A 23,392-nucleotide genomic window follows, 5' to 3' on the forward strand; every position below is an offset into this window, starting at 1 on the left:
ACCAGCACCTACAGTACGGCCACCTTCACGGATAGCGAAACGAAGACCTTCATCCATCGCGATTGGCGCGATTAGAGTTACTGTCATCTTAACGTTATCACCAGGCATTACCATTTCTACGCCTTCTGGTAACTGTACGTCACCAGTTACGTCAGTTGTACGGAAGTAGAACTGTGGACGGTAACCTTTGAAGAAAGGAGTATGACGACCACCTTCATCTTTAGAAAGTACGTATACTTCTGAAGTGAAAGTTGTGTGTGGGTTGATTGAACCAGGCTTAGCTAGTACTTGACCACGTTCAACGTCTTCACGCTTAGTACCACGTAGAAGTGCACCAATGTTCTCACCAGCACGACCTTCGTCAAGAAGCTTACGGAACATTTCAACACCAGTACAAGTAGACTTAGTCGTCTCTTTGATACCAACGATTTCAACTTCGTCATTCACGTTGATGATACCAGCTTCAACACGGCCAGTTACAACAGTACCACGACCTTGGATTGAGAAAACGTCTTCGATAGGCATGATGAATGGCTTATCGATGTCACGCTCTGGCTCTGGAATGTAAGAATCTAGTGCTTCTGCAAGCTCAACGATCTTGTCTTCCCACTGCTTTTCGCCTTCAAGTGCTTTAAGAGCAGAACCTTGAATTAGTGGTAAGTCATCACCTGGGAAGTCATATTCAGAAAGAAGTTCACGAACTTCCATTTCTACTAGCTCAAGTAGCTCTTCATCATCAACCATGTCACATTTGTTCATGAATACGATGATGTAAGGAACGCCAACCTGACGAGAAAGTAGGATGTGCTCACGCGTTTGTGGCATAGGACCATCAGTTGCAGCAACAACTAGGATAGCGCCGTCCATTTGAGCAGCACCAGTGATCATGTTTTTAACATAATCGGCGTGTCCAGGACAATCTACGTGTGCGTAGTGACGAGTAGGAGTATCGTACTCTACGTGTGACGTTGAGATTGTGATACCACGCTCGCGCTCTTCTGGAGCGTTATCGATTGATGCGAAATCTTTAGCAACACCGCCGTATACTTTTGCAAGTACGTTAGTGATTGCTGCAGTTAGGGTTGTTTTACCGTGGTCAACGTGGCCGATTGTACCAACGTTTACATGCGGTTTTACGCGTTCAAACTTTTCTTTTGCCATCTTAAAAAATTCCTATAAAGAAATTAAAGGTCGAGCTCGTTATTGAGCCAAACCAAGCTAAAAATTACTTAAGTGCGAGCTGCAATTATTTTATCTGCAACATTTTTCGCGGCTTCAGCGTACTTCAAAAACTCCATAGAGTATGAGGCACGGCCTTGTGTTGCAGATCGCAGATCAGTTGCATAACCAAACATTTCAGAGAGCGGAACTAAAGCGTTAACTTGTTTAAGTCCACCGAGTGCCTCTTCCATACCTTCGATCATGCCGCGACGACGGTTTAGGTCGCCAACTACATCACCCATGTTTGCTTCAGGAGTGAGTACTTCAACCTTCATCATTGGCTCTAAAAGTACAGGGTTTGCATCAAGTGCACCCTGCTTCATTGCCAAAGAACCTGCTATTTTAAATGCCATTTCATTCGAATCTACATCATGGAATGAACCATCATATAAAGTCGCTTTAACGCCAAGTAACGGGTAGCCTGCCAGCACACCTTGAGCCATTTGCTCTTGGATGCCTTTGTCTACCGCAGGGATGTATTCTTTTGGAACAGAGCCACCTACGGTTTCGTTAACGAACTCGTAAATTGGGGCTTCATCATCCGAAATATCCATCGGTTCAAGTTTAAGCCAGACGTGACCATATTGACCACGACCACCTGATTGACGTACGAACTTTCCTTCTACCTTGACGGTATCACGGATAGCTTCACGGTAAGAAACCTGCGGCTTACCAACGTTACATTCAACACTGAATTCACGTTTCATACGGTCGACAATGATATCGAGGTGAAGTTCACCCATACCAGAAATTATAGTCTGGCCTGACTCATCATCAGTTTGTACGCGGAAAGATGGATCTTCAGCCGCTAGTTTACCTAGTGCGATAGCCATCTTGTCCTGGTCAGCGATTGTGCGAGGCTCAACCGCAACAGAGATTACTGGTTCTGGGAATTCCATACGCTCAAGCGTAATTTTAGAATTCGGATCACACAGTGTCTCACCTGTTGTAACGTCTTTAAGACCAATAGCCGCCGCGATATCGCCTGCGTGGACTTCTTTGATCTCTTCACGTGAGTTTGAATGCATCTGAACGATACGACCAAGGCGCTCACGCTTACTTTTTATTGGGTTGTAAACCGCATCACCCTGTTTAACAGTACCAGAGTAAACACGGAAAAAGGTTAAAGTGCCAACGAACGGGTCTGTTGCAATTTTAAAAGCAAGTGCAGCAAACGGTGCATTGTCATCAGCAGGACGTTCTTCCTCAGTGCCATCTTCAAGGATACCTTGAATTTGTTTCACTTGTGTTGGTGCAGGCATATATTCAATAACGCCATCAAGCACAGCTTGAACGCCTTTATTTTTAAATGCGCTACCACAAGTCATTGGGACGATTTCGTTTGCTAATGTACGCTGACGCAAAGCAGCTTTAATTTCTGCCTCTGTCAGGTCTTCACCTTCCAAATACTTATCCATTAGTTCTTCAGAGGCTTCAGCGGCACTTTCTACTAAGTGAGAATGCCATTCGTCAGCGAGCTCTTGAAGATCTGCCGGTATTGCCTCATAAGAGAAGGTCATGCCCTGGTCTTCAGAATTCCAGTTAATCACTTTCATTTTTATAAGGTCAATTACACCTTTAAAGTCGTCTTCAGCGCCAACTGGCAGCTGAATTGGAACAGGCGTTGCTCCAAGACGAGATTTCACCTGGCTAACAACCGTTAAGAAGTCAGCGCCCGTGCGATCCATTTTATTTACGAAGATCATTCTCGGAACTTCGTATTTGTTCGCTTGACGCCAAACTGTCTCAGTTTGCGGCTGTACACCTGATGAAGCACAAAGAACAACTACCGCACCATCAAGTACACGTAAAGAACGTTCTACTTCGATAGTGAAATCTACGTGTCCTGGAGTATCAATAATATTGATACGATGGTCGTCAAATTGCGCGTCCATCCCTTTCCAGAAACACGTTGTTGCAGCAGAAGTGATTGTGATACCACGCTCTTGTTCCTGCTCCATCCAATCCATAGTTGCGGCGCCATCATGCACTTCACCAATCTTGTGAGAAAGGCCAGTGTAAAACAGAACACGTTCTGTCGTAGTGGTTTTGCCTGCATCTACGTGAGCAACAATACCGATATTACGGTAGCGCTCAAGTGGAGTTGTACGTGCCATATGATCCTCTTAAAGGTTAAGGGCAGATTACCAACGGTAATGAGCGAATGCTTTATTCGCTTCAGCCATACGGTGAACGTCTTCACGTTTCTTAACCGCAGTGCCTTTATTATCAGCAGCGTCAACGATTTCTTGAGCTAAACGTAAGCCCATAGATTTTTCGCCACGCTTACGTGCAGCGTCTACTAACCAACGCATACCTAATGCGTTACGACGAACTGGACGTACTTCAACTGGTACTTGATACGTAGAACCACCAACACGGCGAGATTTAACCTCTACCTGTGGACGGATGTTATCAAGTGCAGACTCAAAGATTTCAAGGTGCGATTTGCCTGATTTCTCAGCAGCCACATCTAGCGCACCGTAAACGATTTTTTCAGCAGTAGATTTCTTGCCGTCTAACATTACGATGTTAACGAATTTTGCAAGAAGTTCCGATCCGAACTTAGGATCTGGAAGAATTTTACGTTGACCTATTACGCGTCTTCTAGGCATTTTGTATCTCCGGTTTATTCAGGTTTGTCCTTTTGGAACAATCACCCAAAACAATAATTAATAATATTTAGTGCTTGGCCTTACTAACGGAAAACAATTAGCCTTTAGGGCGTTTTGCACCGTATTTAGAACGAGCTTGACGACGGTCGCTAACGCCTGCACAGTCAAGTGCACCACGTACAGTGTGAAAACGCACACCTGGTAAATCTTTAACACGACCACCACGGATTAGGATTACACTGTGTTCTTGAAGGTTATGACCTTCACCACCGATGTATGAAGTTACTTCGAAACCGTTAGTTAAACGTACACGAGCTACTTTACGTAACGCCGAGTTTGGTTTCTTAGGTGTAGTTGTATATACGCGAGTACATACACCACGCTTTTGCGGACACGCTTTAAGCGCAGCTGAGTTACTTTTAGTAACCTTGCTACGACGTGGCTTACGCACTAGCTGGTTAATAGTTGCCATTTAAATAGCTCCTGAAATTAAAATTACTACTGAAAAAATAAAAAAATCCGCCCTTTTTACAAGCTCGTAACAAACGCGCAGGTAAATGGGTGGCGGAATTTTAATGAGCAAAGATTAACCTGTCAACATAAACCGTTAGCAAGGCAGAAGATAACTGCCTTGCTAAAATCTAATCTATTGATTAGATTCAGTTTATTGATTTCCAGATAAATCAGCGTTTAGAGCATCTGTCAGTGCTTGAGTTGCCTCTTCTGCACTTACTGTTTGCTCTTCAACAACTAAACTTTGCTTACGACGTGCCATACGATCCTGATGATACGCAAAACCGGTACCGGCTGGGATCAAACGACCCACAATTACGTTTTCTTTCAGACCGCGAAGTTCATCGCTCTTACCATTCACAGCGGCTTCTGTTAGGACACGTGTTGTCTCCTGGAACGAGGCTGCTGAGATGAAAGATTCTGTGGCTAGTGATGCTTTAGTGATACCCATTAACTGGATTTCAAATTTAGCTGGTAACTTGCCTTGAGCTTCAAGGTCACGGTTTGCGATATTAACGCGCGCCACTTCTATTTGCTCACCGGCTAGGAATTCACTATGACCGCCGTCAAGGATGGTACATTTACGTAGCATCTGACGAATAATTGTTTCAATGTGCTTATCATTGATCTTAACGCCCTGCAAACGGTAAACCTCTTGCACTTCGTTAACGATATAGTTAGCAACATGAGTCACACCACGTAGGCGTAAGATGTCATGCGGTGATTCTGGACCATCGGCAATAACTTCGCCTTTAGACACTTGCTCACCTTCAAACACGTTAAGTTGACGCCACTTAGGAATCATTTCTTCGTAATGATCACCTTCAGCCGGCGTAATAACTAAACGCTTCTTACCTTTAGTCTCTTTACCGAAGCTAATAGTACCGGTGATCTCAGCTAATATAGCTGGCTCTTTCGGCTTACGAGCTTCAAATAAGTCGGCTACGCGTGGCAGACCACCCGTGATATCACGAGTTTTCGAACCTTCTTGCGGGATACGTGCTAGCACGTCACCTGGGTTTGCAGTCGCGCCATCAGTCACTTCAATCGTTGTGAATGAAGGAAGACGTGTTTCTTGCAGACCGCGCTCATCACTTTCGATGATAAGTTTAGGCTCTTTCGCATTCGCTTTAGCAAGGTCTTTAACTACGATACGAGTTAAACCAGTTAATTCATCGGTTTGCGTCTCTGTATTCGAGTCATCGATATCGCTAAACGATACTTTTGATTTATGCTCAAGAACGATTGGGTGACTATGCGGGTCCCAAGTAGCGACAATATCGTTACCTTGAACTTCAGCATTATCTTGTACTGTTAATACCGCACCGTAAGGCACTTTATAACGTTCTTTCTCACGACCATGGCTATCAATGATAGTGATCTCAGTAGAACGAGAGGTAATAACAATCTTACCGTCTGTATTTAATACATATTTAGCGTTGTGAAGTTTTAATGTACCGTTAGTTTTAACTTGTACATTGTTTTCAGCAGACGCTCTTGATGCCGCACCACCAATGTGGAATGTACGCATCGTAAGCTGTGTACCTGGCTCACCGATTGATTGAGCCGCGATAACACCAACTGATTCACCCGCGTTGATGATGTGTCCACGTGCAAGGTCACGACCATAACACTTAGCACATACACCAAAGTCGTTATCACATGTGATAACTGAACGTACGCGAACTTCATCCACTGAGTGCTCTTCTAAAAGGTCACACAGTTTTTCGTCAAGCATGATGTTACGCTCAACAAGCACAGTATTAGTACCTGGAATCACAACGTCTTCGGCAACAACACGACCTAAAACGCGTTCGCGAAGTGCTTCTACAACATCACCACCTTCAATAAGCGGTTTCATTGTTAAGCCATCTTCTGTGCCACAGTCGTCTTCATTGATTACCAAATCTTGTGCAACGTCTACTAGACGACGCGTTAGGTAACCCGAGTTCGCTGTTTTCAGTGCTGTATCGGCAAGACCTTTACGCGCACCGTGCGTTGAGATGAAGTACTGAAGTACGTTTAGACCTTCACGGAAGTTAGCCGTGATTGGCGTCTCGATGATTGAACCATCTGGACGTGCCATTAGACCACGCATACCTGCTAGCTGACGGATCTGAGCGGCACTACCACGAGCACCCGAGTCGGCCATCATAAACACTGAGTTAAATGATGGTTGCTCTTCTTCTTCACCTTGCGCATTGATAACCGTGTCTTTTGACAAGTTAGCCATCATTTCACGTGATAAGTTTTCATTTACACGTGACCAGATATCGATAACTTTATTGTACTTTTCACCCGCCGTTACAAGACCTGATTGGAATTGTTGGTTGATTTCAGTTACTTCAGCTTCTGCATCTTCAATGATTTGGGCTTTAACTGGTGGAATAACTAAGTCATCAATACCAATTGAAACACCTGACTTCATTGCGTAGTGGAAACCGGTGTACATAACTTGGTCAGCAAACACAACAGTGTCTTTAAGGCCTAGACGACGGTAACACTCGTTTAATAAGCTAGAAATCTGCTTTTTACCTAATGCTTGGTTGATTGACTCAAACGGCATGCCTTTAGGTAAAATTAGAGACAAAATTGCACGACCAACAGTGGTATCGATGATAGTGATAGTATCTTCTACTACACCATTTTCGTTCTTCACTGATTGGCTAATACGAACTTTTACGCGAGCGTGAAGTTCAGCATTACCACTACGGTATGCTTTTTCTGCTTCTTTTGGATCTTTAAATACAGTACCTTCGCCTTTCGCATTAATGCGATCACGCGTCATGTAGTAAAGACCTAATACAACGTCCTGTGAAGGAACGATGATTGGCTCACCGTTAGCAGGCGATAAGATGTTGTTTGTCGACATCATTAACGCACGTGCTTCAAGCTGTGCTTCAATCGTTAACGGTACGTGTACCGCCATTTGGTCACCATCGAAGTCGGCGTTGTAGGCCGCACATACTAATGGGTGCAAGTGGATTGCTTTACCTTCGATAAGCACAGGCTCAAACGCTTGGATACCCAAACGGTGAAGTGTTGGTGCACGGTTAAGTAATACTGGATGTTCACGAATTACTTCGTCTAATACATCCCATACTTCCGGAACTTCACGCTCTACCATTTTCTTAGCAGCTTTGATTGTCGTAGCCATGCCGCGACGCTCTAATTTGCCATAGATGAATGGTTTGAATAGCTCAAGTGCCATCTTCTTAGGAAGACCACATTGGTGAAGCTTAAGTGTAGGACCAACCGTGATTACAGAACGGCCAGAGTAATCTACACGCTTACCAAGTAAGTTCTGACGGAAACGACCTTGCTTACCCTTGATCATATCAGCAAGAGATTTAAGTGGACGCTTGTTAGAACCTGTAATTGCACGACCACGACGACCGTTATCAAGTAGCGCATCAACCGCTTCTTGTAACATACGTTTTTCGTTGCGTACGATAATATCTGGTGCTGCTAAATCTAATAGACGCTTAAGACGGTTATTACGGTTAATAACACGACGATAAAGGTCATTCAGATCTGAAGTCGCAAAACGACCACCATCAAGTGGTACTAATGGACGTAGATCAGGTGGCAATACTGGCAGTACTGTCATGATCATCCACTCAGGGTTATTACCTGATTGGTGGAACGATTCCATTAATTTAAGGCGTTTAGTGATCTTTTTACGCTTGGTTTCAGAGTTAATTGTTGGTAACTCTTCGCGCATTTCAGCAATCAATTGGCCAAGATCAAGTTCACGAAGCAAGTCTAATACTGCTTCAGCACCCATCTTCGCTTCAAATTCGTCACCGTGCTCTTCTAGTGCATCTAGGTATTCTTCTTCACCTAATAGCTGACCACGCTCAAGCGTTGTCATACCAGGCTCAGTTACTACGAATGATTCGAAGTAAAGAACACGTTCAATATCACGAAGCGTCATATCAAGCATTAAGCCAATACGTGACGGTAATGATTTTAAAAACCATATATGTGCAACTGGGCTCGCAAGGTCAATATGACCCATACGATCACGACGCACTTTAGTGAGTGTTACTTCAACGCCACACTTTTCACAGATCACACCACGGTGTTTAAGGCGTTTATATTTACCACATAAACACTCATAATCTTTCACTGGGCCGAAAATACGGGCACAGAATAAGCCATCGCGCTCAGGCTTGAAAGTACGGTAGTTAATAGTCTCAGGTTTCTTTACTTCACCGTATGACCATGAACGAACCATGTCTGGTGAAGCAAGACCAATGCGAATTGCATCGAATTCTTCGGTCTTATTTTGTTGCTTCAGAAACTTAAGTAAGTCTTTCACCTTAGCTCTCCTGTCGGAGTTAATCTTGAGGACGGATAATCTCGTCCCTACATTCTATTCGGCCGTAACAGGTGCTGTAGCTAGCCACAGCACCTAATTGGCTTAATTTTCTTCCAACTCGATGTTGATACCCAGTGAGCGGATTTCTTTCAACAATACGTTGAACGATTCTGGCATACCTGGTTCCATTTTATGGTTACCATCAACGATGTTTTTATACATCTTAGTACGACCGTTCACGTCATCCGATTTCACTGTTAGCATTTCTTGTAGCGTGTAAGCAGCACCGTAAGCTTCAAGTGCCCATACTTCCATCTCACCAAAACGCTGGCCACCGAACTGAGCTTTACCAACCAGCGGCTGCTGAGTAACAAGGCTATAAGAACCAGTTGAACGCGCATGCATCTTGTCATCAACTAAGTGATTTAGTTTCAGCATGTACATGTAACCTACGGTTACTTGACGTTCAAACTGATCGCCAGTACGGCCATCATAAAGTGTAACCTGACCACTTCTTGGGTAGCCACCTAACTCAAGCATGTCTTTGATTTCAGCTTCTTTCGCGCCATCAAATGCAGGAGTTGCAATCGGTAAACCACCTTTTAAGTTTACAGCTAGACGACGGATTTCGTCATCAGAGAAACTTGCAATGTCTACTACTTGGCGAGATTCACCAATTTCGTAAGCTTGCTTGATGAATTCACGTAGCTCATGAAGCTCACGTTGCTCTTTCATCATTTCTTCAATACGTTCACCGATACCACGTGCAGCAAGACCCATATGTGTTTCAAGGATCTGACCGATGTTCATACGTGATGGTACACCTAGTGGGTTCAATACGATATCTACCGTACGACCTTTGTCATCGTATGGCATATCTTCTACTGGTACGATAGTCGAGATAACACCTTTGTTACCGTGACGACCCGCCATTTTATCACCTGGTTGGATACGACGTTTAACAGCTAGGTATACTTTAACAATCTTAAGTACGCCTGGTGCTAAGTCATCGCCCTGAGTGATCTTACGACGTTTGTTTTCAAACTTTTTATCGTATTCAGCTTTAAGCTCATCGTACTGCGCAGCTAGTTGCTCAAGTTCTGCTTGCTTATCTTCTTCAGCAAGACTTTGAGTTAATAGCTTCTCAGCATTCAGTGTGGCTAAATGTTCTTCGTTTTGACCAGCAGCTACAAGTAACTTACGAGCACGGTCTAATACGCCTGCTTCAAGAATACGGAATTCTTCATTAAAGTCTTTTTTAGCATCACGAAGTTGCATTTCTTCAACTTCAAGTGCGCGCTTGTCTTTTTCAACACCATCACGGGTGAAAACTTGCACGTCAATTACAGTACCAGTGACAGAGTTTGGTACACGTAATGAGCTGTCTTTAACGTCAGACGCTTTTTCACCGAAGATAGCACGTAGTAGCTTCTCTTCTGGTGTTAATTGCGTTTCACCTTTCGGAGTCACTTTACCTACTAGGATATCGCCGCCTTTCACTTCAGCACCGATATAAACAACACCTGACTCATCAAGCTTGCCTAGTGCAGACTCACCCACATTCGGGATATCTGCTGTGATCTCTTCTGGACCTAACTTAGTATCACGGGCGATACACTGTAGCTCTTGAATATGGATAGTCGTTAGACGATCTTCTTCAACTACGCGCTCTGATAGTAGGATTGAATCCTCGAAGTTATAACCGTTCCATGGCATGAATGCCACGCGAAGGTTTTGACCTAGGGCTAAGTCACCTAAGTCAGTCGAAGGACCATCTGCTAACACATCGCCACGAGTAACCGGTTCACCAACCATACAAGTTGGTTTTTGGTTAATACATGTATTTTGGTTAGAACGGGTGTATTTAGTTAAGTTGTAGATGTCGATACCCGCTTCACCAGGGATGCGTTCTTCTTCATGTACATTAACAACGATGCGACTTGCGTCAGCATACATTACTTCACCACCACGTTTCGCAACGATTGTCACACCAGAGTCTTTTGCTAGTGTTAACTCAATACCCGTACCTACTAACGGCTTATCCGCTTTCAATGTTGGTACTGCTTGACGTTGCATGTTTGAACCCATCAAGGCACGGTTAGCATCATCGTGTTCTAGGAACGGGATAAGTGCGGCCGCTACAGAAATCACCTGTTGTGGTGATACATCCATATATTGCTGGTCCATGCGACCCATAAAGGTTGATTCACCTTTGTGACGACATGGGATAAGTTCATCAACAAACTCATTGGTTTCAGTTAGGTTTGAATTCGCCTGTGCGATAACAAACTGACCTTCTTCAATGGCTGATAGGTAATCTACTTCATCAGTTACTACACCATCTACCACTTTACGGTAAGGTGTTTCTAAGAAACCGTAATCATTCGTACGTGCGTACGTAGATAATGAGTTAATTAGACCGATGTTTGGACCCTCAGGGGTCTCGATTGGACATACGCGACCATAGTGAGTTACGTGAACATCACGTACTTCAAAGCCAGCGCGTTCACGTGTAAGACCGCCCGGGCCTAATGCAGAAATACGACGCTTATGCGTTACTTCTGATAGCGGGTTATTTTGGTCCATGAACTGTGATAACTGAGATGAACCAAAGAACTCTTTAACGGCTGCCGAAATAGGCTTAGCGTTAATAAGATCTTGTGGCATTACCGCATCAAGGTCACCTAAGCTTAAACGCTCACGTACAGCACGTTCTACACGTACTAGACCAACACGGAACTGATTCTCAGCCATTTCGCCAACACTACGAATACGACGGTTGCCTAAGTGGTCAATGTCATCAACATCGCCTTGACCGTTACGAATAGCAATTAATACCTTCATAACAGACACGATGTCTTCTTTGCTTAATGTGCCTGGGCCTGTATCAGTATCATAACCAACACGGCTATTGAACTTCATACGACCTACTGTTGATAAGTCATAGCGTTCTTCTGAGAAAAATAGGTTCTCAAATAAGGCTTCAGCCGCGTCTTTCGTCGGTGGCTCGCCTGGGCGCATCATGCGATAAATTTCAACAAGTGCTTCTAAACGGTTAGTGCTTGAGTCGATACGTAACGTATCTGAGATGTACGCACCACTGTCTACTTCATTGATATACAATGTATCAATCTTAGTGTGACCCGCTTTTACAAGCTCAGCCATTAGCTCAAGTGTTAGTTCGTCATTTGCTGTAGCAATGATTTCACCCGTTGACTCATCAACGTAGTTCTTTGCAACAACACGACCAATAATGTACTCATGTGGTACTTCTAACTGAGTAATGCCTTTTTTCTCAATGCTTTTGATATGGCGCGCAGTAATACGACGACCACTTTCAACTAACACGTCACCGTCTTCACCTTTAATATCAAAGGCAGCGGTTTCACCACGTAAACGTGAAGGTACAAGTTCCATTAGAACTTTACCGTCAGTTACTTCAAATGCAGTGGTTTCGAAGAACATCTCAAGGATTTCTTCAGTCGTGTACTCAAGTGCACGTAAAATGATAGACGCCGGCAATTTACGACGACGGTCAATACGTACATATAAGTTATCTTTTGCATCAAACTCAAAGTCTAACCATGAACCACGGTAAGGAATTACACGTGCGTTATATAGTACTTTACCCGATGAGTGAGTTTTACCGCGGTCGTTATCAAAGAATACACCAGGGCTACGGTGTAGCTGAGAAACGATAACACGCTCTGTACCATTGATTACAAAGGTACCGGTATCGGTCATGAGCGGAATTTCGCCCATGTAAACTTCTTGCTCTTTAATGTCTTTAACTGTGCCTGGAGCTTCTTTGTCCATTACTACAAGACGCAATTTTACGCGAAGTGGAGCAGAAAAAGTCACACCGCGAATTTGACATTCTTTTACATCGAATACTGGCTCACCAATACGATAACTTACGTATTGAAGCTCAGAATTTCCCGAGTAGCTTTTGATTGGAAATACAGATTGGAAGGCTGCTTCCAAACCATGATCGCCATCAGCGTCCGGGACTAAGAATTTTTTAAACGATTCTAACTGCGTCGACAGTAAGAAAGGTATATCCAATACTTGTGGACGTTTACCAAAATCCTTACGGATACGTTTCTTTTCAGAATAAGAGTAAGCCATGGGGTTCCTCAGCTTGCTGATCTTTGACCCGACCTGTTCTTGTAAGAACAGACTTAACTGGCATCTATGCCAATATGTACAACATTTAATTGTTGTTCCGAAAGACTCCCACTTTAACACTAGCAAACTATAAAGCGTTGAAAGTAAAGAGAAAATCAGATTTTATTTGAGCTACAGGAATACATAACTCTATAGCGCAAAAAGGCCGGTGATTAAATAATCACCAGCCCTTGCCTGATTTCTCAGGCAGCGAACCTAGCGTGAGCTAGATTACTTAACCTCAACTTCAGCACCAGCTTCAGTAAGGTCTTTAGCAAGAGCTTCAGCTTCTTCTTTAGAGATACCTTCTTTAACTGGAGTTGGAGCAGCTTCAACTAAAGCTTTCGCTTCTTTAAGGCCTAGGCCAGTTGCGCTACGTACAGCTTTGATTGCCGCAACCTTGTTAGCGCCAGCGCCAGTAAGGATTACGTCAAATTCAGTTTTCTCTTCAGCAGCTTCAGCAGCAGGACCTGCTACCATAGCAGCTGCAGCAGTTACGCCGAATTTTTCTTCCATTGCTTCAATAAGAGCAACAACGTCCATTACTGACATTTCAGCAATTGCGTCAAGGATTTGGTCTTTAGTTACAGACATTACAAATTTCCTAATAATTAACGGACTCAAAGGTCCAAAAAAATTTTACACCGAAAGAGAGTTTATACAGCTTAAAATTAAGCAGCTTGCTCTTCTTTCTGTACACGTACTGCTTCAATTGTTTTACACAATTTGCCAGCAGACGCTTCTTTCATAGCGCTCATTAAGCGTGCAACAGCTTCGTCGTATGTAGGTAGAGTTGCAAGCATAGCTGCATCTACTACATTGCCTTCAAAAGCGGCCGTTTTAATTTCGAATTTCTCATTCTTTTTCGCGAAATCTGAGAAGATACGCGCAGCAGCACCTGGGTGCTCTGATGAGAAAGCGATTAAGCTTGGACCAACTAATGAATCGTTAAGGCACTCAAAATCTGTTCCTTCGATAGCACGTTTTGCTAAAGTGTTACGGACAACTTTCATCCAAACACCTGCTTCACGAGCTTCTTTACGAAGGGCAGTGATTGCACCAACTGTTACACCACGAGAATCTGCGATTACTGCAGATAGAGCACCAGTGGCTGCTTCGTTGACTTCAGCAACAATTGCTTTTTTGCCTTGAAGATTTAAAGCCATGGGTGTTACTCCTGGTTTAATGGGTCACCGTTTATCGGTTTCCCTGTTTTACTCTTCCCCACCACATGTGATGGAGATGCTTTTTACGGCGAGAGCCAGAAGATTAGGAAAAATCTATCTGGGGATTCACACCGTCTACGTAGGTAAAAATTAAGGCCGAAACCACCTACGGTCTTGGACGGAAGTTCAATTTATCGCTTAGCCCTAAGGCGCACCGAAATTATGAACTTCAACCCGAATTCTTTACATTGTCGAACAATCAAATTATTCAACAAAATGGCGCGAAATTATAGTACAAATTTCACGCCATGTAAACACCTATTAAGCTACAGTTGTGCTTAAAGTGCCTTGGTCAACAGAAACACCTGCGCCCATTGTTGTAGAGATAGTTACTTTCTTCACGTAAGTACCTTTAGCTTGAGAAGGTTTAGCCTTCTTAAGCGCAACAATAAGAGCTTCAAGATTTTGTTGAAGTTGCTCAGCTGTGAAATCAACCTTACCAATTGTAGTATGGATGATGCCGTTTTTGTCATTGCGGTAACGCACTTGACCAGCTTTTGCATTTTTAACTGCTTCTGCAACGTTAGGTGTTACAGTACCAGTTTTAGGGTTTGGCATTAGACCACGTGGGCCTAAGATTTGACCTAGTTGACCAACAACACGCATAGCGTCTGGTGATGCAACAACAACGTCAAAGTTCATCTCGCCTTTCTTAACTAGATCAGCAAGATCTTCCATACCTACTAGTTCAGCACCGGCTTCTTTCGCAGCTTCTGCGTTAGCGCCTTGTGTGAATACTGCAACGCGAACGTCACGACCAGTACCGTTAGGTAGTACAGTAGCACCACGAACGTTTTGATCAGATTTACGAGCATCGATACCAAGGTTAACAGCAACGTCAACACTTTCTACGAATTTAGCTGTCGCTAACTCTTTTAAAAGAGCAACTGCTTCGTTGATTTCGTAATCTTTAGTTACTTCCACTTTTTCGCGGATAGTACGCATACGTTTAGTTAATTTAGCCATTATCTTAGTCCTCTACGTTCAAGCCCATCGCACGCGCAGAACCTGCGATAGTGCGAACCGCAGCGTCCATATCAGCCGCTGTAAGATCAGGTCGTTTAGTCTCAACGATTTCTTCAAGTTGAGCACGAGTTACTGTGCCTACTTTTTCAGTGTTAGGACGGCCTGAGCCTGATTTGATGCCTGCAGCTTTCTTAAGTAAGTAAGCAGCCGGTGGCGTTTTCATGTCGAACGTAAATGAACGGTCGCCGTAAACAGAGATCACTACAGGAACTGGAGCGCCTTTTTCGATAGATTCTGTACGTGCGTTGAACGCTTTACAGAATTCCATGATGTTTACACCGTGTTGACCTAGTGCTGGACCTACTGGAGGACTAGGATTAGCCATACCAGCAGCAACTTGTAGCTTGATTAGAGCTTCAACTTTCTTAGCCATTATAAATACCTCATTAGGTGGGTCTTAGCCTTGTGCGCGCGAGGACGCGTACTCTAGCGGCTTCCCAGTTTAAAAATTGGTTTCGTACTTTTTGTAATCAATTCAAGAAACTCTATCCCTGAATACAAAAAGGCCGCTGATTATAAGTTAATCAGCGGCCTTTTTCAAGTACTATGCAAAGTAATAAATCACTTCGCATAAACTATCTAATTTTTATTACTTATCTTGTTCAACTTGACCAAATTCAAGGTCAACAGGCGTAGAACGACCAAAGATAAGTACAGATACTTTTACGCGGCTCTTTTCGTAGTCAACAGCTTCAACCACACCACTAAAGTCAGCAAATGGACCGTCAACAACACGAACCACTTCACCCGGTTCAAATAATGTTGCTGGTTTAGGTGCTTCTGCGTTTTCTTGTAAGCGGTTTAGAATACGCTCAGCTTCTTTAGAGCTGATAGGCGCTGGACGGTCAGAAGTACCACCGATAAAGCCCATTACACGTGCAGTGCTGTTCACTAAGTGCCAGCTTGCATCGTTCATATCCATTTGTACTAATACATAACCTGGGAAGAACTTACGCTCAGATTTACGCTTTTGACCCGCGCGCATCTCAACCACTTCTTCTGTTGGCACTAATACTTCACCAAAACTATCTTCTAAACCTTCAATCTTGATATGCTCAAGAATGGTTTGTGCAACACGCTTCTCATAACCCGAGAAAGCCTGTACTACGTACCAACGTAGTTTCTTTTCGTTGTTCTCATCCGACATGGGATCAGATCTCCAATCCAGTTAAAAAGCCTACTGCGCGGAATAAAATGCCATCTAAACCCCAAAGGATTAATGCCATAATCACAGTTGCAACCATTACAATAAATGTCGTATGGGTAGTTTCTTGGCGTGTAGGCCATACTACTTTACGTACTTCAATACGCGCTTCTTTTGCAAAAGCAAGGAAGGTACGTCCTTTTTCAGTTACTGCTGCGATGCCTAAACCCGCTGCAACAGCAACAACAACACCAATAGCACGTAACAATACAGACTGATCTGCATACATATAATTACCAACTACTGCGCCTGCAAGTAGCGCAATTGCCACAAGCCACTTTACCGCATCCATCCCACTTGATGGTGTTTCCACATTCGTGCTCATAATATTATTACCTTAACTACAGACACAACAACCCTACACGATGGCAGGGTTAATCCATTAAAATCTAAACTTAAAAACAGACTAATTTAAACCGATTTTTAACCTAAGACTTTACCCACTTACAAGAAAAATTGGCAGGGGCGGAGAGATTCGAACTCCCAACCGTCGGTTTTGGAGACCGCTGTTCTACCAATTGGAACTACGCCCCTGCAAAGTGGATGCCTATTATACTTACGCAAATCATTAACACAAGAGTAAAAGATGCCCATATTATAAAATCTTAGCGGTTAATTTACCGCTAAGTTAATAAATATACCCAAACCACTTCAAGATGCGGCCGTCGTTGGAATTAAAAGCAATTTAAGCAAGGCATTGATTGCAAGTAATAGTGGTTCTATTGTTAAAATCAATAACGCAGTATAAATCGTTTTTAAACCAACCCCTTGGGCGTTTCACAGGCACTTACTCACATCGTTGTTACTGCTTAAAAAAGACTGCCATTCTTACAAAGTACCCCCTTGATATTAAGCCCCTGTGAAACGCTGAACTCTGCATCTTAAGGTGGCTTGGGTATAACTTACTTAGTCCCTTTCACCAGTGGTACACCATTGTTGCCAACGGGAATATACACTGTTGTGTGATTCGGTGACTCAGCCATTTTCATTTGCGCATTAATCGCTTCATGCTGTAAGTAATTCGGCGTCAGTGTGGCATTAATTATTTTTTGTGCCTGCGCAATACCTTTGGCCTCTTCAACCCTTATTTCAGCATCTTTACGGGCAATTTCTTTTTGCGTTTCTTTTTCTGACAATAACTGCTGCGCAGCCAACTTTTTCTCTACAGCGTTAGCCACTATAGCCGGGTAATTTATGTTACCAACTACGACATTTGCTAATTTAAAAGGGGTCGCAGAGAGGTACTTTTGCAATCGAGTTGTGACTTCTTGTGCTATTTTTTCACGGTTAGTTTTAAGTTCGCCACTGTCATATTTTTGCACAATGTCTCTTACGTATGTTCTAAATGTTTCTCGTACAAAACGTGGATACCAGTTTTCACCACCAAACTGCTCAATGACGGTTTTAACAGAGCCCGTTTCAATTGAGATAACAGCATGAAAATCAAACCGAATATTTAAATCATCATTGGCTAAAATTTGAAATGCTTCGGTGTAGGTATTAGGCCGCATATCGATATTAATCACTTCATTACGCAATAGTGACATACCAAAATTACTAGGGCCAACCATTGAGCCTTGATACCCCCCTTCGCCGAATACACGTGGCTTTTCGTATACGTACCCTTCCTGACCTGCAGGCGTACTCGGATTTGTACACGCGGTTAAGCTCAATACTGCAACCCCAGCTATCGTGCCAGCCTTCAGCAAATTATTAAACATGACCTGTGTCCCTGAACGTCTCATTTTCATTTTCAGCCTTTTCTTATTGTTATACCAAACGTAGCATGTCGCCTTTGTAAAAATCACACAACAACCAAATTTGTTCAAATGGGTGCTTTTTCGGCACTTCAATGTTTGTTAGTTGCTGTTCAAAATCGGCTTTAAGCCAAAGCGGACTTGCATTGCGAATAAGTAACCATGTACGCGTTGAATTATAACGCTTCGTTGCCTTTTGTTTTAACAGCCTCTGCAATGGGGCGAGTAACTTCTGATCGCTGGGATCTTGGGCCATTTTAGCCAGTGCACACTGCATTGAAATTGATAATGGTCGCCCAAGCACTGCCATCGCTTCCGTTTCACTGGCATAAAGGTGAGCAATTTCAATATCTAACAGTGCATCACCTTGGTAACAGCTAATATCGGGCTTGCTCGGGGTGTTGTGCCAAATATTGCGCATTTCTACGCCAAACTCTTTTTCATAACAGCGTAAAAATAACTTAGCAGCCCCATGCTCAAGGGCTACTTTTCCGCGTTCACTGTCACGTTTCATTTAAAACGGTATATACCTGACTTAGTAAACTCGAAGCGCCAAACCTAAATGTCTGTGGATTTAAGTAATCAGCCCCCATAACATCGTTCGCTAGGTGTAAATAATCTCCAGCTTCGCTGACCGTTTTAACACCGCCTGCGGCTTTAAACCCGACCACTTTATTTGAGGCTTTAATTGTTTCTAGCATTACTTTTGTTGCATCAAGTGTCGCGTTCATTGCCACTTTTCCGGTGCTGGTTTTAACAAAGTCAGCCCCGCCAGCAATGGCTATTTCGGTTGCTTGTTTAATCAATGCGTGTGTTTTAAGCTCACCTGACTCAATGATCACTTTTAACTTTACATGCTCAGGGCATACCGCTTTGCTGGCTGTTACATATTCAAGCGCTTTAGCATCATCACCCGCTGCTAACGCTTTGTAAGGCAGTACTAGGTCAATTTCGTCAGCGCCACGCTCAATCGCAACTAAGGTTTCATTAATCACATCACTTAACACGCCGTCACCAGAAGGAAAATTGGTTACGGTTGCCACTTTAACGTGATTTAACCCTTTGTGTGCCAATAACACTTTTGCATCGTCAACAAATTCACTATACACGCACACCGCAGCTGGCGTACCCAATAAAGGCTGGATGCTTGCTACCAATTGCTCGATCGTCTGAGTGGTATCAGTGTCATTAAGCGTTGTTAAATCCATAAGGGCCACAGCACGCGCTGCATTTTTATGTTTTTCATTCATGAATTTATCGCTCTACTCATATCTAAATTAGTGATCCATAGTAGCAAATTATCATAATCTAGCTATATCTCATAACTAATCACCATAAGCAGAACAATCCGCTTGAAAGTAGCTGCAATCCCTTGTTAACTAAGCCTTAGGCCAAATCAACACACCACATATAACTTTTGGTTATATAAACAGGGTTTTAATTATTTTTTACTTCGCTAAACGCGCTATATTCTGCGTTTCTATTAAGCATATATGCTATGACAGTTGTTAAGAGGTGTTACTACAATGCAATATTTACCTATCTTCACCAAGCTAGATAATAAACCCGTACTGGTTGTGGGTGGTGGAGAGGTTGCATTACGCAAATGCCGTGCATTTTTAAAAGCCCGTGCAGATGTCACCTTAGTGGCACCTTGGTTCTGTGACGAATTAAAAGAACATGCACAACACAACGAAGTTACCCTAATAGACGCCTACTTTGACGAGTCGCACCTAGACGGAAAAATGCTGGTTATTGCTGCAACCGACCGAGACGAAGTTAACAATGCGGTGTTTGAGCTTGCCAACGCACGCAATGTGTTTGTAAACGTGGTTGATGACCAACCTAAATGCACGTTTATTTTTCCCTCTATTGTTGACCGTGATCCGATTACCATTGCCATTTCAAGCGCAGGTACAGCGCCTGTTTTAGCCAGGCGACTACGTGAAAAGCTCGAAACACTGATCCCGCAGCACATTGGCCCGTTAGCAACCTTAGTAGGTAGTTTTAGAGATAAAGTTAAACAACGTTTTAAACACTTTGCCGACCGCCGTCAATTTTGGGAAGGCGTATTTGATTCTTCCGTGGTCAGCAAAGTACAAAGTGGTGATACACAATCAGCCATGGCGCAATTAGAGCAACTCCTTGATGCCAAGCCAGAGCCCGAGGGTGAAGTGTACGTGATTGGTGCAGGCCCAGGTGACCCAGAATTATTAACGTTAAAAGCACTGCAATTAATGCAACAAGCTGATGTGGTGGTATACGACTACCTCGTGTCAGACGAGATCATGGAACTGGTTCGTCGTGATGCTGATTTAGTCTGTGTCGGTAAACGCTTGGGCGATCACAGTGTGGTCCAAGAAGACACCAACCAAATGCTGGTCGACTTTGCTAAGCAAGGTAAGAAAGTGTGCCGAATTAAAGGCGGCGATCCATTTATTTATGGCCGTGGCGGCGAAGAAGTACAAGTATTAGCAGCGAACCAAGTAAGCTACCAAATTGTACCTGGTATTACCGCTGCCGCAGGTTGCAGTGCTTATGCAGGTATTCCGCTTACTCATCGCGACCATGCGCAAGCCATTCAATTTGTGACAGGTCACTGTAAAAAAGACGGTCAAGAATTGGATTGGCAATCGCTCGCTAAACCTAACCAAACCTTAGCAATTTATATGGGGGTGATTAAATCACCACATATTCAAGCGCAGCTATTAAAACATGGCCGTGGTGCAGATACACCTGTTGCAATTATTGAAAACGGTACACGTAAAAACCAACGCGTTGTAACAGGAAAACTAGGTGAATTAGCCGACTTAATTGAAAGTCACAGCATTATTTCACCCGCATTACTGATTATTGGTGAAGTGGCCTCTCTACATGAGCAACTTCATTGGTTTGGCGAAAAAGCACAAACCAGCAGCTTTGCACAACCGCTGACCGACGTAGCTTAAGAACAAATTTTTATTACTTTTAATTTTTAACTTTAATCATTTTAGTAGGACGACTAACAATGGCTTTAACTCACCTTCAGCAACTAGAAGCTGAAAGTATCAAAATCATGCGCGAAGTCGCCGCTGAGTTTGAGAACCCAGTTATGCTTTACTCTATCGGTAAAGATTCATCGGTGCTTTTACACTTAGCGCGTAAGGCTTTTTACCCTGGTAAAATTCCATTTCCACTGCTCCACGTTGATACCGACTGGAAGTTTAAAGAAATGATTGAGTTTCGTGACCGCTTGTCAAAAGAGTACGGCTTTGACCTAATCGTTCATAAAAACCCTGAAGGTTTAGCGATGGGCGTGGGTCCATTTACTCATGGCTCAGGCAAGCACACAGACATAATGAAAACTCAAGGCTTAAAACAAGCACTTGATAAATATGGTTTTGATGCTGCCTTTGGTGGCGCGCGCCGTGATGAAGAAAAATCACGTGCAAAAGAGCGTGTGTACTCGTTCCGTGATAAGCACCACAGATGGGACCCTAAAAATCAACGCCCAGAACTGTGGAACACGTATAACAGCCAAGTAAATCCAGGTGAAAGTATTCGTGTATTCCCACTGTCTAACTGGACCGAGCTTGATATTTGGCAATACATCTATCAAGAAAACATCGATATGGTACCGCTATACCTAGCTAAAGAGCGCCCTGTTGTAGAGCGTGACGGCACGTTGATCATGGTTGATGACGAACGTATGCCACTAAACGAAGGTGAAGTACCAGAAATGAAATCAGTGCGTTTTCGTACATTAGGCTGCTACCCGCTGACCGGTGCCGTAGAGTCAACTGCCGGTACTTTAACTGAAATTATCGAAGAAATGCTGCTATCAACGTCATCAGAGCGTGAAGGCCGAGTAATAGATCATGATTCAGCAGGTTCAATGGAGAAGAAAAAACGTGAGGGCTATTTCTAATGTCTACTAACACTAACGACACAATTAACGAAGTAAGAGAACTGGGTATCGATGCCTACCTTGCTCGCCAACAAGATAAAAGCTTATTACGTATGTTGACCTGTGGCAGCGTAGATGACGGCAAATCAACCCTGATTGGCCGTCTATTACATGACAGCCACCAAATTTATGAAGATCAGCTAGCAGCACTGCATAAAGATAACGAAAAAGTAGGCAACGCAGGTGAAGAACTTGATTTAGCCTTACTGGTTGATGGCCTGCAAGCAGAGCGTGAGCAAGGCATTACCATTGACGTAGCGTATCGTTACTTTTCAACGGCCAAGCGTAAATTCATCATTGCAGATACGCCAGGGCATGAGCAATACACCCGCAACATGGTAACGGGTGCATCTACCAGTGATGTGGCAATCATTCTTGTTGATGCGCGCTATGGTGTGCAAGTACAAACTAAGCGTCACAGCTTTATCTGTGATTCATTGGGCATTAAGCAGTTTGTTGTGGCGATTAACAAAATGGATATCGTTGATTTTGACGAAACCGTTTATGAGCGCATCAAAGCGGACTACCTAAAGTTTGCTGAGCAGCTTAACGTCTCTAACATTAAGTTTGTACCTATGTCGGCGCTTAAAGGCGATAACGTAGTAACACGCTCTGCACACACACCATATTACACTGATAAGCCGTTACTTGAGTTACTTGAAGACTCACCTGCTGCTGAAACAGACACGGGCTTTGAAGCGCGTTTCCCGGTGCAATACGTAGTGCGTCCAAATTTAAACTTCCGTGGTTTCCAAGGTACACTAACATCGGGTAAGTTATCTGTTGGTGATGCAGTAAAAGTATTACCATCGGGTAAAACATCAAACATTAAAGAACTTGTCACGTTTGACGGCAATTTAGACACAGCATATGCTGGTCAGGCAATTACTATCACATTGAACACTGAGATAGATATCAGTCGCGGTGATGTAATTGTACCTGCTGATTCAGCCGCCGCAGTGACTAACCAAATACAAGCAAAATTAGTGTGGATGCATGAAGCACCGCTTGTACTAGGTAAAAGCTACAACTTTAAGTTAGGCAGTAAGAATACATCGGCTATCGTGAAAAAGATTGATCACACCATTGATGTGAACACCCTTGAACACGGCACCGCTGACAGCCTACAACTGAACGAAATCGCAATTGTGACGCTTGAGCTTACAGAAACAATTTTAGCTGATGAGTATCACAACAATCACGAGACGGGCGCGTTTATCATGATTGACCGTTTGTCTAATCTAACCGTTGCGGCGGGTATGATTGAGCAGGTTCTCGCTAGCCAAGAGCAAAGCGGTAACTACAGTGATTTTGAAGTTGAATTTAACGCATTAGTACGCAAGCACTTCCCACACTGGCAAGCGCTTGATATTTCTAAGCTTAAATAACTACC

18 protein-coding genes and 1 tRNA gene are annotated in these 23,392 nt (G+C 43.4%); 3 read left to right on the forward strand and 16 right to left on the reverse strand.

Annotated elements, in window-relative coordinates:
* From tuf to deoC, 16 genes are all read right to left on the reverse strand, one after another.
* A partial coding sequence (tuf, locus tag ATS75_RS15535; RefSeq protein ID WP_058561340.1) for an elongation factor Tu occupies positions 1-1,161 on the reverse strand: 1,161 nt, incomplete at its 3' end.
* A 68-nt stretch (positions 1,162-1,229) separates the two neighbouring features.
* Positions 1,230-3,338 carry an elongation factor G gene (gene fusA / locus ATS75_RS15540; RefSeq protein ID WP_058561341.1) on the reverse strand — a complete coding sequence of 703 codons (2,109 nt, stop codon included), beginning with the start codon at positions 3,336-3,338 and terminating at the stop codon, positions 1,230-1,232.
* A 27-nt stretch (positions 3,339-3,365) separates the two neighbouring features.
* Positions 3,366-3,836: a 30S ribosomal protein S7 gene (rpsG, locus tag ATS75_RS15545; RefSeq protein ID WP_004588211.1), complete on the reverse strand. Its 471-nt coding sequence runs from the start codon at positions 3,834-3,836 to the stop codon at positions 3,366-3,368.
* Positions 3,837-3,933: 97 nt separating this feature from the next.
* Positions 3,934-4,308, reverse strand: a complete 375-nt coding sequence (gene rpsL, locus ATS75_RS15550) for a 30S ribosomal protein S12 (protein WP_002958885.1) — start codon at positions 4,306-4,308, stop codon at positions 3,934-3,936.
* A gap of 192 nt (positions 4,309-4,500) precedes the next feature.
* Positions 4,501-8,673, reverse strand: coding sequence for a DNA-directed RNA polymerase subunit beta' (rpoC, locus tag ATS75_RS15555; protein WP_058561342.1), 4,173 nt, complete (start codon positions 8,671-8,673; stop codon positions 4,501-4,503).
* 102 nt (positions 8,674-8,775) lie between these two features.
* Positions 8,776-12,801: a DNA-directed RNA polymerase subunit beta gene (gene rpoB, locus ATS75_RS15560; RefSeq protein ID WP_058561343.1), complete on the reverse strand. Its 4,026-nt coding sequence runs from the start codon at positions 12,799-12,801 to the stop codon at positions 8,776-8,778.
* Positions 12,802-13,071: 270 nt separating this feature from the next.
* The gene (gene rplL / locus ATS75_RS15565) at positions 13,072-13,434 is read right to left on the reverse strand and encodes a 50S ribosomal protein L7/L12 (RefSeq protein ID WP_058561344.1); all 363 of its coding nucleotides are present in this window, start codon (positions 13,432-13,434) and stop codon (positions 13,072-13,074) included.
* Between the two features lie 77 nt (positions 13,435-13,511).
* Positions 13,512-14,006 carry a 50S ribosomal protein L10 gene (gene rplJ, locus ATS75_RS15570; RefSeq protein WP_058561345.1) on the reverse strand — a complete coding sequence of 165 codons (495 nt, stop codon included), beginning with the start codon at positions 14,004-14,006 and terminating at the stop codon, positions 13,512-13,514.
* 321 nt (positions 14,007-14,327) lie between these two features.
* Complete coding sequence (rplA, locus tag ATS75_RS15575; protein WP_058561346.1) at positions 14,328-15,032, reverse strand: 50S ribosomal protein L1; 705 nt, start codon at positions 15,030-15,032, stop codon at positions 14,328-14,330.
* A gap of 4 nt (positions 15,033-15,036) precedes the next feature.
* Positions 15,037-15,465 (reverse strand): 50S ribosomal protein L11, encoded by a 429-nt coding sequence (gene rplK / locus ATS75_RS15580; RefSeq protein WP_058561347.1) that lies wholly within the window; start codon positions 15,463-15,465, stop codon positions 15,037-15,039.
* Between the two features lie 216 nt (positions 15,466-15,681).
* Positions 15,682-16,239: a transcription termination/antitermination protein NusG gene (gene nusG, locus ATS75_RS15585; RefSeq protein ID WP_058561348.1), complete on the reverse strand. Its 558-nt coding sequence runs from the start codon at positions 16,237-16,239 to the stop codon at positions 15,682-15,684.
* Positions 16,240-16,243: 4 nt separating this feature from the next.
* Positions 16,244-16,621: a preprotein translocase subunit SecE gene (secE, locus tag ATS75_RS15590; RefSeq protein ID WP_058561349.1), complete on the reverse strand. Its 378-nt coding sequence runs from the start codon at positions 16,619-16,621 to the stop codon at positions 16,244-16,246.
* 132 nt (positions 16,622-16,753) lie between these two features.
* Positions 16,754-16,830 (reverse strand) — tRNA-Trp (locus ATS75_RS15595).
* A gap of 368 nt (positions 16,831-17,198) precedes the next feature.
* Positions 17,199-18,047 (reverse strand): SPFH domain-containing protein, encoded by an 849-nt coding sequence (locus ATS75_RS15600; RefSeq protein WP_058561350.1) that lies wholly within the window; start codon positions 18,045-18,047, stop codon positions 17,199-17,201.
* A 19-nt stretch (positions 18,048-18,066) separates the two neighbouring features.
* Positions 18,067-18,567: a hypothetical protein gene (locus ATS75_RS15605; RefSeq protein ID WP_058561351.1), complete on the reverse strand. Its 501-nt coding sequence runs from the start codon at positions 18,565-18,567 to the stop codon at positions 18,067-18,069.
* Positions 18,557-19,303, reverse strand: a complete 747-nt coding sequence (gene deoC / locus ATS75_RS15610; protein WP_058561352.1) for a deoxyribose-phosphate aldolase — start codon at positions 19,301-19,303, stop codon at positions 18,557-18,559. The genes ATS75_RS15605 and deoC overlap by 11 nt, the downstream gene beginning before the upstream one ends.
* A 276-nt stretch (positions 19,304-19,579) precedes the next feature.
* On the opposite strand from deoC, the gene cysG reads away from it, so the two are divergent.
* The 3 genes from cysG to cysN are packed head-to-tail and all read left to right on the forward strand — an operon-like array spanning position 19,580 to position 23,387.
* Positions 19,580-21,001, forward strand: a complete 1,422-nt coding sequence (cysG, locus tag ATS75_RS15615; protein ID WP_058561353.1) for a siroheme synthase CysG — start codon at positions 19,580-19,582, stop codon at positions 20,999-21,001.
* 59 nt (positions 21,002-21,060) lie between these two features.
* Entirely contained in the window at positions 21,061-21,960 is a 900-nt protein-coding gene (cysD, locus tag ATS75_RS15620) for a sulfate adenylyltransferase subunit CysD (protein WP_058561354.1), read from the forward strand.
* Positions 21,960-23,387 (forward strand): sulfate adenylyltransferase subunit CysN, encoded by a 1,428-nt coding sequence (gene cysN, locus ATS75_RS15625; RefSeq protein ID WP_058561355.1) that lies wholly within the window; start codon positions 21,960-21,962, stop codon positions 23,385-23,387. The genes cysD and cysN overlap by 1 nt, the downstream gene beginning before the upstream one ends.
* Positions 23,388-23,392 lie beyond the last annotated feature (5 nt).

The organism is Pseudoalteromonas sp. H105, assembly GCF_001469215.1.
GTDB lineage: Bacteria > Pseudomonadota > Gammaproteobacteria > Enterobacterales > Alteromonadaceae > Pseudoalteromonas.